We start from the raw sequence: 12,731 nt of genomic DNA on the forward strand, positions 1-12,731 counted from the left end.
ACATGAGACGTAAAATTGCATTTCTCGCCACCGCCGCGCTGTTGCTGGCGCCGGGTGTGATGATGGCCGCGGAGAAGGGTGGCGTCATCAACGTCGCGACGATCGGCGAGCCGCCGACACTCGATCCCATGGCCTCGACCGCCGATCTGGTCGGCATCGTCACGCAGCATATTTTCGAAACGCTTTACACCTTCGACAAGGGCTGGAAGGTGACGCCGCTTCTGGCCGAAAGTCTGCCGGAAATCAGTGCGGATGGCAAAACCTACACGATCAAGCTGCGCCAGGGCATCAAGTTCCATGATGGCAGCGACATGACCTCGGAAGATGTCGTCGCCTCGCTCGGCCGCTGGATGAAGATCGCCTCGCGCGGCAAGCAGGCCGCCGGTTTCATCGACAATATTTCCGCGCCCGATGCCGGAACGGTGACGATCACCCTCAAGCAGGCCTATGCGCCGCTGACCTCGCTTCTGGCTTTCAACAACTCCGCCGCCATCATTCTGCCGGCTGAAAAACAGGCGGAGCCGATGGCCGAATTTGTCGGCACCGGTCCTTATATGCTGAAGGAACGCAAGGCGGACCAATATATCCAGCTCGTGCGGTTCGATGGCTACAAATCCCGTGACGGTGAAAGCGATGGTTATGGTGGCGCACGCCATCAGTATCTCGATGAAATCCGCTTCGTTCCGGTGCCTGATCCGAATACCCGCGTGGAAGCTGCTGTTTCCGGACAATATGACTATGTCGATTCCATTCCGGTGGAATCCTTCGACAAGGTGAAGTCCTCGTCGGCCTCGCAGCCGATGATGCTGAAACCATTCGGTTTCCCGGTCTTCGTGTTCAACACCAAGGAGGGGCTTGCTTCCAAGCTCGAGGTCCGCAAGGCCGTGACCGAAGCCTTGAATATGGAAGACATGCTCGCAGCCGCTTTTGGCAGCACGGATTTCTACGCGCTGGACGGCGCCTATTACCCCGACAATTTCTCCTGGCACACGGAAGAGGGTGTCGAGGGCAATTATAATGTCGGCAACCCGGAAGCCGCCGCCGAAAAACTGAAGGCAGCCGGTTATAATGGCGAGCCGCTGCGCATCCTAACCAGCCGCCAATACGAGTTCCATTACAAGATGGCGCAGGTTGCGGCGGAATATCTGAAGCTCGCCGGTTTCAAGGTGGATATGCAGGTGGTGGACTGGGCGACGCTGACGCAGCGCCGCGCCGATCCGAAGCTTTGGGACATCTATATCAGCCACAGCCCCTTCCTGCCGGAACCGGCGCTGATGGGAGCTTTGTCCACCAGCTCGCCGGGCTGGTGGGATACGCCGGCACGCAAGGCGGCAGTTGACGCCTTCACGTCGGAAGCCGATCCGGAAAAACGCCTCGCGCTTTGGGCCAACGTGCAGAAGACGATCTATGCCGAGCTGCCGCTCATCAAGATCGGTGACTTCAATGCCGCAGCGGCCAAGTCCAACAAGCTTGATGGTGTCGACCCGGCTCCGTGGCCGTATTTCTGGAACGCTTCGGTCACGAAATAAGACCGGCACCGCTCGCCGTCACCCCGGCCTTGAGCCGGGGTCCAGCGCGGTCAAGTCCTTGATCGCAAGAGACTCTCTCACCACGCGGACGCGTGGTGGCTGGATGCCGGATCAAGTCCGGCATGACGGAAAAATGCGGTCGGCATTTACGTAAACCAACTCAACCGTCGCCTGGTCGCGGCCTATCACCCGCTTCGGAGCCTTGATACGTGATACGGTATATTTTCCAAAGACTTGCGGGAATGATCGTGGTGATGTTCCTCGTCGTCACCATCGTTTTCGTCATCCTGCGCGTTACACCCGGCGATCCGGCCGCCGTGATGTTGGGGCCGGATGCCACGGCGCAGGATATTGCGGAGCTGCGCACCCGGCTCGGTCTCGATCAGTCGCTCGGCGTGCAATATGTCTATTATATCGGCCAATTGCTGAAGGGTGATCTCGGCCAGTCTATCTTTCTCAACATGCCGGTTGGATCGGCACTGCTGGACCGGGCGGAGCCGACTTTCTTCCTGACGATCTTTTCGCTGCTGATTGCCAGCGTCATCGCGCTGCCCATCGGCATCTACGCCGCTTACCGGCGCGGTTCCTTCGTGGATCAGGCGGCCACCACCATTGCAATGCTGGCGGCGAGCATTCCAAGCTTCTGGCTCGGCCTCATCCTCATGCAGGTCTTTGCCGTGCGGCTCGATCTATTTCCGGTTTCGGGTTATGGCGGGCCGGGTGCCAGCTTCATGGAGCGCATGTATCACCTGACCTTGCCGGCCATCGCGCTCGGCCTCGTTTCCTCCGCGCTCATTCTGCGTTTCACCCGCGCCTCGATGCTGGATGTTCTCGGTGACGATTATGTCCGCACCGCCAGAGCCAAGGGCGTCAAGGAGCGCCGGGTGGTGATGAAACATGCGCTGAAGAATGCGCTCATTCCCATTCTCACCGTGCTTGGCCTCACCGCCGCCGTGCTGATTTCCGGCGCAGTGGTAACGGAAACCGTCTTCGGCCTGCCGGGCGTCGGCAATCTTGTCGTCTCAGCCGTACTCCGGCGGGATTATCCGGTCATTCAGGGTGCGCTTCTCATCATCGCCGGGCTTTACGTGCTCATCAATTTTGCAATCGACATGCTTTATTTGCTGGTCGATCCGAGGGTTCGTTACTGATGGCCGATATTGTTTCCACCACCCCGCCGGCGCGCAACCCGACCATCTTGTTCATTCGGCGCCTGTTGAAGCGCAAGACGGTCGCTGCCGGTCTCATCGTTCTCGTTGTCTTCGTGCTGCTTGCCGTTTTCGCGCCGATGATTGCGCCTTATTCGCCGTCGAAACTGTCGATTGTGAACCGCCTGAAGCCGCCGAGCGAAATTTACTGGTTCGGCACCGACGAGTTCGGCCGCGACGTGTTTTCCCGCACCATCTATGCCGGAAGACTGTCACTTCTGGTCGGGGCCGCCGTGGTGGCGCTTTCGGCGCTGATCGGCATCACGCTCGGCCTGCTCGCCGGTTTCTTCCAGAAGCTGGATACGCCGATTGCGCGCCTGATCGATGCGATGATGGCCTTTCCGGATATTCTGCTGGCGATTGCGCTCGTGGCGGCACTCGGCCCGTCGCTGACCACCGTCATCATCGCGCTTGCAGTCGTTTATTCGCCGCGCCTTGCCCGCATCGTTCGCGCCTCGACGCTGGTAATCCGCGAGTTGCCCTATGTGGAGGCGGCGAAGGCGCTTGGCATTTCCACCTTCCACATCATGACGCGTCATGTGCTGCGCAATCTGGTCTCGCCCATCCTCGTGCAATGCACCTTCCTTTTCGCCAGCGCCATGCTGGCCGAGGCGGGCCTTTCCTTTCTGGGGCTCGGTGTTAGCCCCGAGATACCCACCTGGGGAACCATGATCTCCGCTGGCCGCCAATATATCGGTCAGGCTGACTGGATGACCTATTTCCCCGGCTTTGCCATCATTCTTTCCGTGCTGTCGCTGCAAATGGTCGGCGACGGGCTGCGGGACATGCTCGACCCAAGACTGCGAAGGGATTTGTAATATGACGTCCGGCGAACAGGCGAAAGCGCCTCTTCAAGCTCCCATTCTTCTCACCAATGTCAAACCCGTCGGTTTCGGAAAGGGGGCGTCCCAGGCCTCGACCGATATTCTGATCGGCGGCGACGGCAAGATCGCCGCGGTAGGCGCTGCCCTGCAGGCGCCTGCGGATGCACAGCGTATCGATGCCAAGGGCGCCTTCATCTCGCCCGGCTGGGTGGATCTGCACGTGCACATCTGGCACGGGGGTACCGATATCTCCATCCGCCCCTCCGAATGCGGGGCGGAACGCGGCGTCACGACGCTGGTGGATGCCGGTTCGGCGGGCGAGGCGAATTTCCACGGTTTCCGTGAATATATCATCGAGCCCTCGAGAGAGCGCATCAAGGCCTTCCTCAATCTTGGTTCCATCGGCCTTGTCGCCTGCAACCGGGTGCCGGAACTGCGCGACATCAAGGATATCGACCTTGATCGCATTCTCGAATGTTACGCCGAAAACAGCGAGCATATTGTCGGCCTGAAGGTGCGGGCGAGCCATGTCATCACCGGCTCCTGGGGTGTGACGCCGGTCAAGCTCGGCAAGAAGATCGCCAAGATCCTGAAAGTGCCGATGATGGTGCATGTGGGCGAACCGCCCGCACTTTATGACGAGGTGCTGGAAATTCTCGGCCCCGGTGATGTCGTGACCCATTGCTTCAACGGCAAGTCGGGCTCCAGCATCATGGAAGACGAGGACCTGTTCAACCTTGCCGAACGCTGCGCCGGTGAAGGCATCCGGCTGGATATCGGCCATGGCGGCGCCTCCTTCTCCTTCAAGGTGGCGGAAGCGGCAATTGCACGCGGCCTGTTGCCGTTCTCGATCTCGACGGATTTGCATGGCCATTCGATGAATTTCCCGGTCTGGGATCTGGCGACGACCATGTCGAAGCTGCTGTCGGTCGATATGCCCTTCGAAAATGTCATCGAGGCCGTTACCCGCAATCCGGCCTCCGTCATCCGCCTCGATATGGAAAACCGTCTCGATGTTGGTCAGCGCGCCGACTTCACCATTTTCGATCTCGTGGATTCCGATCTGGAAGCGACCGATTCAAATGGCGATGTGGCGCGCCTGACGCGTCTGTTCGAGCCGCGTTACGCGGTCATCGGCACGGAAGCGATTGCCGCCAGCCGTTATATTCCAAGGGCGCGCAAGCTGGTGCGCCACAGCCATGGTTATTCCTGGCGCTGAACCCGAATGGAATGGCGGGGCACGCTCCGCCTTCCGCAGACATTACGGGATACCCGTCCCGGCATTATGAGGAATTCGCGTGAAACAGTCTTCGCTTGATGCAGAAGGGCACCTTTCGCCCTATGACCGGCTCGCTGCGCTCGGCATCTCCCTGCCGCCGCCGCCGCCGCCAATTGCCAATTTCGTCACCCATGTGGTGGAAGGCAACATGCTTTATCTCTCGGGCCAGGGGCCGCGGGAAGAAAACGGCCATCTCTATGCCGGCAAGGTGGGCGCGGAAATCGGGCTGGAAGAGGCCTATAACCATGCGCGTCTCACCGGCATCAATCTGCTTGCCGTCATGCATGAGGCGCTGGGTGATCTGTCGCGGGTGAAAAAAGTGGTCAAGCTGCTCGGCATGGTCAATGCCGTCAGCGATTTCCGCGATCACCCGAGCGTCATCAATGGCTGCTCCGATCTCTTTATCGATGTGTTCGGCGATGCGGGACAACATGCCCGCTCCGCCGTTGGTTTCGGCTCACTGCCGGGCAACATCACCGTTGAGATCGAAGCAATCGTTGCGCTCAAGGGGTGAGGCCGTTTAATGGTTGCGCCAGCCCATCAGCTTTTCGATCCGTTCTGCCGAAACCCTGACCTGTTCGGTGTAATGGCTTTCGTCCGCCAGCACCTTCTGTTCCGGCAGCACGATGGAAATCGTCGCAACGCATTCGCCCCTGTTGTCGCAGATCGGCGAGGCAATGCAGGCGACGGCGTAATCGGATTCGGCGACCTGTATCGACAGGCGGTCATGGAAAGCGGCACCTGCCGATTGCGACAGGGTCTCCGGGTTGATTTCCGCGCGGCCAGTGGGCGAGGTGCGGGCGCAGCGCTTGAACAGTTCGACACGCTCCGCCTCCGGCAGATGGCCGACGAGCAGGCGGCCGGAGGCCGTCCAGTTCAGGGGAACACGGGTGCCGACGCGCGACGCGACCTGAAAATGGCTTGGACCATCGGCCATGGCCAGAACAAGCATATGGTCGCCATCGCGGCCGCAAAGCTGCACGGTCTCGCCCGCATGGCGGCACAGATCGTGCATTTCGTGGGTGGCGACACCCATGAAATCCAGCGAGCGGGCATAAGCAAGGCCATAATGGTAAAGCCGCGCGCCAAGCCAGATATTGCCATCGGCATTGCGCGCCAGCATGTTCTTTTCGACGAGATCGTCGATGATCACATAGACGGTGGAAAGCGGTGCCTTGATGGCCTTGGCAATCGCGTAAGCGCCGGCTGGCGATCCGGTTTCGTAAAGGTAATCAATAACCTGAAGCGCACGGTCGATGCCGCTGACGCGCGAGCGCTTGGCCGTCTTCGCGTCCGGGTTTTCCTCCGTGGGAGACACGGCGGTTGAAGGCATTTCGTCCAGTCTATGGGCGTCCAATTTTGGCTCCTCATGGTTTTGAGAAGCTATTACATTATTATGGTATATATGTCGATGCCTATCGCATCGCAAAGACAGGAGAAAGACATGACCGAGGATATCAGAAGCAGGATCGGCCTTCGCCCGGTCATCAACGTCTCGGGCACCATGACCTCGCTCGGCGCGTCGATTGTCGTTCCCGAGGCCGTTCAGGCCATGGCGGCCATCCTGCCGCAATTCGTCGAGATCAATGATCTGCAACGCAAGGCAAGCGCGATCATTGCACGGCTGACGGGCGGCGAGGCCGGTTTCGTCACGGCGTCCTGCTCCTCCGGCATCAGCCTTGCGGTGGCGGGCGCCATTACCGGCAATAATCTGCTGGCCATCGAAAAGCTGCCCGATGTCGCGCCTGAGAAGAACGAAGTTCTGGTGCAGATGGGGCATGTGGTGAGCTATGGCGCGCCGGTGGATCAGGCAATCCGCCTCGGCGGCGGCAAGGTGGTGCTGATCGGGCAGGCGACATCAACCCATCGTTTCCACATGGAAAACGCCATTACCGAAAAGACGGCGGCGGCGGTCTATGTCGTCTCGCACCATGTGGTCGATTACGGTCTGCTGCGTCTCTCCGAATTCGTCGAGATTGCCCACGCCAAGGGCGTTCCTGTTATCGTCGATGCGGCGTCAGAATATGATCTGAAGCTGTTTCTGGCGACAGGCGCGGATGTTGTCCTCTATTCCGGCCACAAGTTCCTTGGCGGTCCCACCTCCGGCATCGTCGCCGGAAGTAAGGAACTGGTGCGCAATGCCTTCCTTCAGAATATGGGCATCGGCCGCGGCATGAAGGTCGGCAAGGAAAGCATTTACGGCGTCATGGCGGCGCTGGAAGCCTGGGAAAAGCGTGACCATGACGGCATTCGCGAGCGCGAAACCGGCTATCTCAATCTCTGGAAAAAGACGCTGGACGGGCGCCCCGGCGTGACGGCGCTGATCGAGCCCGATCCAACCAACAATCCGCTCGACCGGCTGCGCGTCATCATCGATGCCGAAGAAGCCCATATCACGGCATGGGACCTGACGACGGCGCTGGCCAGAGGCAATCCGCCGATCATTACCCGCGATCACGAGGTGGAACACCGTTATTTCTATCTCGACCCCTGCAACCTGCATCCCGGCCAGGAAGCCATCGTGGCTTCCCGTCTGGCGGAAGAGCTGGATAAGGCACGCGCCTCCAACGAGGTGATCGCCACACCGTTCGAAGACCGCAGCCGCCACCGCTTCGACGGCATGCTGCGCTGGCCGGACTAATAACGACTGCATATGGAACGAACGGGTGCCGCGAGCTTCTTCTCCCCGCCGGGGAGAAGGTCGCGGCAGCGGGATGAGGGGGCAAGGGTGCTGTCAATCGCTGACGTTGCCCCCTCATCCGACCCTTCGGGCCACCTTCTCCCCGGCGGGGAGAAGAAACAAGCCGCCACGCCGTGCCTGAATTCAAACGAGAAGAAAAGAAGGGAATGATCATGACCATGCCGCAGGCAGCACCGCTCGGTGCAGAAGATGCCGTGCTTTCCGTCCGCAATCTCACCACGTCCTTTCACGTGGATGGCGGCTGGAAACCCGTGGTGCGTGATATTTCCTTTGATGTCGGGCCGGGCGAGACGGTTGCGATCGTTGGCGAAAGCGGTTCGGGCAAAAGCGTCACATCGCTTTCCATCATGCGGCTGCTGGACCGCGAAAGCAGCAGGGTGCAGGGTGAAATCCTGCTCGGAGGTCGCAACCTGCTCTCGCTTTCCGAAGACGCCATGCGGCGGGTGCGGGGCAATGAGGTGGCGATGATCTTTCAGGAGCCAATGACCAGCCTCAATCCGCTCTTCACCATCGGCGACCAGATTTCCGAGGCTCTGCTGTGCCATCAGCCGATGTCGAAAGCCGATGCGCGGGCCGAGACGATCCGCCTGCTGGAAAAGGTCCGCATACCCTCCGCCGCCTCGCGTTTCGATGAATATCCGCACCGCTTTTCCGGCGGCATGCGCCAGCGCGTGATGATCGCCATGGCGCTCGCGTCCCGGCCGAAGCTCCTGATCGCCGACGAGCCGACGACGGCGCTCGATGTGACCATTCAGGGTCAAATTCTCGACCTCATCAAGACGCTTCAGGAAGAGGAAGGCACCTCCGTCCTGTTCATCACCCATGACATGGGCGTGGTGGCTGAGATCGCCGACCGTACCGTCGTCATGTATCGCGGCGAACAGGTGGAAGTCGGCGCGACGGCGGATATCTTCCACCGCGGCAAACATCCCTATACGCGCGCGCTTTTGTCCGCCGTTCCGGTTCTCGGGTCGATGACGGGTGAGGAAAGACCGCTCCGGTTTCCCATCGTCAACACCACCACGGGGGAAACGCAGGAGCCGGCGCGTCCGGCCGATACCGTTGACGCCAGCGCCCAGCCGGTGCTGAAGGTGGAGGGGCTGACCAAGCGTTTCGACATCCACTCCGGCCTGCTGGGACGCCTCAGCGGCCGCGTCCACGCGGTGGAAAACGTGTCCTTCGATCTGAGGGCTGGGGAGACACTATCGCTGGTGGGCGAGAGCGGCTGCGGCAAGTCGACTACCGGTCGTGCCATCATGCGGCTGATCGAGCCGGATGCCGGTTCGGTGGTGGTGAATGGCGAGAATATTCTCGCCCTCGACAAGATGGGCATGCGCGAAATGCGCAAGACGGTTCAGATGATCTTTCAGGACCCCTTCGCCTCGCTCAACCCGCGCATGACGGTGGGTGCGGCAATTGCCGAACCGTTTCTGGAGCACCGCATGGGCAGCGCCCGCGAGGCGAAGGAGGTGGTGGCCGACATGCTGGAAAAGGTCGGCCTTTCGCCGGATATGGCGGCGCGTTACCCGCACGAGTTTTCTGGCGGCCAGCGCCAGCGCATCTGCATTGCCCGCGCGCTGGCGCTGCAGCCGAAGGTCATCGTCGCCGATGAAAGCGTCTCGGCGCTGGATGTCTCGATCAAGGCGCAGGTCATCAACCTGATGCTGGATCTGCAGCAAAGCCTCGATCTCGCCTTCCTGTTCATATCCCATGACATGGCAGTGGTGGAACGCGTCAGCCACCGGGTGGCGGTGATGTATCTCGGCGAGATCGTCGAAATCGGCCCGCGTGCCGCTGTCTTCGACAATCCGCAGCACGACTATACCCGCAAGCTGATGGCCGCCGTGCCGGTGCCGGACCCGGACCGCCGCAACACAAGGCGCGGTGCGGCGAATGACGAGCTGAAAAGCCCGATCCGAGCGGTCGATTATGTCGTGAAGCCGCGTGAGTATCGCGAAGTCTCGCCCGGCCATCTCGTCGCCTGTTAAAGTCCTGGTACGTCCGACGTTGCGAAGGGTACGCGATAACCGCGCTTAAAACTTTCCCGCTGTCCAAGCTGGCGATACCACCGCTGTACCGCCGGAAAATCATCGAGATTGACTTTGTGGCGCGCGAAACGCGAGACCCATGGCCAGATGGCGATATCGGCCATGGAAAAATCTCCCGCCACATATTCCCGCCCCGTTAAACGGTCGTTCAATGTCCGGTAGAGGCGCTCCACATCCGCGGCAAAACGCATTTCGGCAAAGGGGGCCTCTCCGGCATGATAGGTCAGGAAATAATGGGCATAACCGAGTGTCGGGCCGAAATTGGCGGCCTGCCACATCAGCCATTCGGTGACTGTCAGTCGCTCGGCGCCAGAGGCGGGCAGAAGCCGGCCGGCCTTTTCGGCGAGATAGAGGAGGATCGCGTTTGATTCCGTCAGGACGGTGCCGTTGTCATTGTCGATGATTGCCGGAATTTTCGAGCCGGGATTGATGCGGATATAATCGGCCGCGAACTGCTCGCCTTTTTCGATGTCGATGGCGTGGCTGCGATAGGGCAGGCCGAGTTCTTCCAGCGCAACCGAGATTTTGAGGCCGTTCGGCGTGATCCAGGTGTAAAGGTCGATCATGTCAGTCGAACATCGCCTCATCCAGCGGCAAGGCACGACGGCCTTTCTTGCCCGTCACATCGGAAAGGTCCTTGTAAAGACCGCGCAGGGTCAGAACCAGCTGGATAATGCGCGGGTCGGTGACACGATAGATCACCGCCTTGCCTTCCCGTGTGCCTTCAATGATACCGGCGTCGCGCAATTCGGCGAGCTGCTGCGAAAGCGTTGGCTGCTGGATACCAAGTTCGTATTCCAGTGCGGAAACAGACGCTTCCGTTTCCATGAGGTAACAGACGATGGCCAGACGGTTGGCGTTGGCGACAAGCTTCAAAAGCTCGCTCGCTTCCACCACGCTGCGGCAGATGAGATTGGAAACCGGTTTCGTCACAACTACTGGTCCCTGTTTCAGACTATAAAAAAGTAAATTGTATGCCGATAAATTTCAATGGCTTGATGCAGGTCGTTTTTAGTCGGCTGCAGAATTTTTAAAATCTACAGGATTAGTAGATTTCTCTTTCGCTTTCCGGCTGAGGATCGCCAAAACGTTCCTCGAAAACACTCTATAAAAAAGTAGATTGATTGTGAAATGAGGTGTCGACATGAAAATCGGGGTCCATCCCAACAATCTGCATTTACGGCTCGCCCGGCTCTGGCCCGGCGCTTTCGAGCAATTTAATCCGGAATTCGTGACCTATCGCGAAGGACGCGACACGGCGGCTCTGCTGGAAAAGGGTGGCATCCATTTCGGTGGCACCGGCTCGACACCGCCCATTGAAGCGGATGCGCGCGGGCTTTCGGCGGTCTATATCGCCGCTTCCGCGCCGAGGCCCGCCAATGGCGCGATCCTCGTGCGGCGCGACAGCCCGATCCGTTCTGCCGCTGATCTCTCGGGAAAGCGCATATCGCTGATCGACGGATCGTTTCACACCTATCTTCTGGCCCGCAGCCTGGAAGGGGCGGGTCTTGGTCTTTCGGACGTGACGCGGATTGAAAGCGGTGACAGCGACAGCCTGCTCGATCTCGTGGAAGGCCGTGTCGATGCCTGGGTAACGATGTCGCCACGGCTGGAAAAGGCTCTGACCCATGAGGAGATCAGCCTTCTGGTCCGTTGTGGTTCTACCATTCCCAACCGCTCGCTGTTCTGGACGCTGGCGCGTCACAATATAGCGCAGGAGACACGACAGGCGATTGCGGCCGAACTGGACCGCGTCGGCCGCGCCGTCATGGCGGATATCGACAGGGCTGCGGCGCTGCTTGCCGCCGAACCGGGCAGTGAGGGTGATGCGGCATCGTGGGCGAAGGTGCTGCGCTCACGCGATCTTTCCGTGGTGCCCGCCACTGAAAATATCCTTGCCGAACAGCAGGAGGAGGCCGATACGCTTTACAGGCACGGCCATTCTTCTTTACCGGTTCAGACTGGGCAAAGCCCGGCCCCGCAATCAGCCAGCGTCGGAGGCGACAGATGAATGTTTTCTGGTACATGTGCGCACCCGACGGCGCCTATCCCTGGCAGCCGGAAGGCTCCCGCAAGGTTGATCTCGGTTATTACAAACAGCTGGCGCTGGCTTACGATCAGCTGGGTTACACCGGCGCGCTGTTTGCCACCGGCGCGCATGATGTCTGGGTTCTGGCGGGCGCACTGCTCTCCCATACCGAGCGGCTGAAACTGCTGGTCGCCATCCATCCGGGCCTGATTGCGCCGACGCTGCTTGCCAAGATGGCGGCGACGCTTCAGGAGTTTTCGCGTGGCCGCCTGCTGATCAATGTCGTCTCTGGCGATGCGAAAATGCTCGGCGCTTACGGCATGACCATGCCGCATGATGAGCGTTACGACATGGCGGATGAATATCTGCAGATCTGGCACCGGCTTTTCGCTGGCGAGACGGTGGATTTCAAGGGGCGGCATTTCCAGACCGAGGGTGCTAAACTCGCGCTGCCGGTGGGGCAGGGCATCGAGCCGCCGCCCTTGTGGTTCGGCGGTTCTTCGGACAAGGCCATCGATGTTGCCGCCAAACATGTCGAGACCTACCTCTCCTGGGGTGAAACGCCCGATCAGATCGGCGCGAAGGTCGACCTCGTCAAGGCGCGGGCAGAACAGCTTGGCCGCGAACTGGAATATGGCATTCGGCTCTATGTCATCGTGCGTGATACCGATGAAGAGGCCTGGGCCGCGGCGGCCGACCTTTACGGGCGAATGGATGAGCGCGCGATTGCCGCCAACCAGCGTTTTGTCGGCAAGTCCGATTCCGTCGGCCAGCAGCGCATGACGGCGATGCATGGCGGGCAGAAGCCGGAAAACCTGCTCGATCTGGAAATCGCTCCCAATCTCTGGGCCGGCATCGGGCTTGTCCGTCCGGGCCCGGGAACCGCGATTGTCGGTTCGCCGGATACTGTTATCCGCACGCTGGAGGCCTATAAGAAGGCGGGCGTGAACACCTTTATCCTGTCCGGCATGCCATTGCTGGAGGAAGCCTTCCGCTTCGGCGAAAAGGTCCTGCCTCGTCTCGACGTATCGCGGGAAGTGTCAGCGGCAAAACAATTCACCTGGTCGACCCTGTTCGACCGCGACCTCTCGGCCAAGGCCTCCTGAGCATGGT

At 60.1% G+C, this 12,731-nt stretch carries 12 protein-coding genes; 9 read left to right on the forward strand and 3 right to left on the reverse strand.

All coding sequences use genetic code 11. The features are described from left to right. Positions 1-2 precede the first annotated feature (2 nt). From QSV77_RS17430 to QSV77_RS17450, 5 genes are all read left to right on the forward strand, one after another. A complete protein-coding gene (locus tag QSV77_RS17430; protein ID WP_269699444.1) occupies positions 3-1,529 on the forward strand; it encodes an ABC transporter substrate-binding protein in 1,527 nt (508 codons plus the stop codon). Positions 1,530-1,738: 209 nt separating this feature from the next. Then, positions 1,739-2,680 (forward strand): ABC transporter permease, encoded by a 942-nt coding sequence (locus QSV77_RS17435; RefSeq protein ID WP_302734444.1) that lies wholly within the window; start codon positions 1,739-1,741, stop codon positions 2,678-2,680. Beyond that, positions 2,680-3,555 carry an ABC transporter permease gene (locus tag QSV77_RS17440; RefSeq protein WP_065117645.1) on the forward strand — a complete coding sequence of 292 codons (876 nt, stop codon included), beginning with the start codon at positions 2,680-2,682 and terminating at the stop codon, positions 3,553-3,555. The genes QSV77_RS17435 and QSV77_RS17440 overlap by 1 nt, the downstream gene beginning before the upstream one ends. 1 nt (position 3,556) lies before the next feature. Next, positions 3,557-4,780 (forward strand): amidohydrolase/deacetylase family metallohydrolase, encoded by a 1,224-nt coding sequence (locus QSV77_RS17445; protein WP_302734445.1) that lies wholly within the window; start codon positions 3,557-3,559, stop codon positions 4,778-4,780. Between the two features lie 79 nt (positions 4,781-4,859). Next, positions 4,860-5,354 carry a RidA family protein gene (locus QSV77_RS17450; protein ID WP_020011822.1) on the forward strand — a complete coding sequence of 165 codons (495 nt, stop codon included), beginning with the start codon at positions 4,860-4,862 and terminating at the stop codon, positions 5,352-5,354. A 6-nt stretch (positions 5,355-5,360) separates the two neighbouring features. Here QSV77_RS17450 and QSV77_RS17455 read toward each other — a convergent pair whose 3' ends face one another. Beyond that, complete coding sequence (locus QSV77_RS17455; protein ID WP_164865293.1) at positions 5,361-6,197, reverse strand: IclR family transcriptional regulator; 837 nt, start codon at positions 6,195-6,197, stop codon at positions 5,361-5,363. 87 nt (positions 6,198-6,284) lie between these two features. Here QSV77_RS17455 and QSV77_RS17460 point away from each other — a divergent pair, with 87 nt between their 5' ends. Both QSV77_RS17460 and QSV77_RS17465 read left to right on the forward strand, forming a co-directional pair. After that, a complete protein-coding gene (locus QSV77_RS17460) occupies positions 6,285-7,481 on the forward strand; it encodes an aminotransferase class V-fold PLP-dependent enzyme (RefSeq protein WP_302734446.1) in 1,197 nt (398 codons plus the stop codon). A 212-nt stretch (positions 7,482-7,693) separates the two neighbouring features. Further along, positions 7,694-9,529 carry an ABC transporter ATP-binding protein gene (locus QSV77_RS17465; RefSeq protein ID WP_302735265.1) on the forward strand — a complete coding sequence of 612 codons (1,836 nt, stop codon included), beginning with the start codon at positions 7,694-7,696 and terminating at the stop codon, positions 9,527-9,529. Here QSV77_RS17465 and QSV77_RS17470 read toward each other — a convergent pair. Further along, positions 9,526-10,155, reverse strand: a complete 630-nt coding sequence (locus tag QSV77_RS17470) for a glutathione S-transferase family protein (RefSeq protein ID WP_302734447.1) — start codon at positions 10,153-10,155, stop codon at positions 9,526-9,528. The two genes, QSV77_RS17465 and QSV77_RS17470, sit on opposite strands and share 4 nt — an antisense overlap. A 1-nt stretch (position 10,156) precedes the next feature. Further along, complete coding sequence (locus QSV77_RS17475) at positions 10,157-10,522, reverse strand: helix-turn-helix transcriptional regulator (RefSeq protein WP_065117652.1); 366 nt, start codon at positions 10,520-10,522, stop codon at positions 10,157-10,159. 211 nt (positions 10,523-10,733) lie between these two features. On the opposite strand from QSV77_RS17475, the gene QSV77_RS17480 reads away from it, so the two are divergent. Together QSV77_RS17480 and QSV77_RS17485 are read left to right on the forward strand one after the other, a co-directional pair. Further along, positions 10,734-11,600 carry an ABC transporter substrate-binding protein gene (locus tag QSV77_RS17480; protein ID WP_302734448.1) on the forward strand — a complete coding sequence of 289 codons (867 nt, stop codon included), beginning with the start codon at positions 10,734-10,736 and terminating at the stop codon, positions 11,598-11,600. Then, positions 11,597-12,724 carry an LLM class flavin-dependent oxidoreductase gene (locus QSV77_RS17485; protein WP_302734449.1) on the forward strand — a complete coding sequence of 376 codons (1,128 nt, stop codon included), beginning with the start codon at positions 11,597-11,599 and terminating at the stop codon, positions 12,722-12,724. Before QSV77_RS17480 ends, QSV77_RS17485 begins: the two co-directional genes overlap by 4 nt. The last annotated feature ends 7 nt before the right edge of the window (positions 12,725-12,731 follow it).

The organism is Agrobacterium sp. V1 (assembly GCF_030518355.1).
Taxonomy (GTDB): domain Bacteria; phylum Pseudomonadota; class Alphaproteobacteria; order Rhizobiales; family Rhizobiaceae; genus Agrobacterium; species Agrobacterium cucumeris.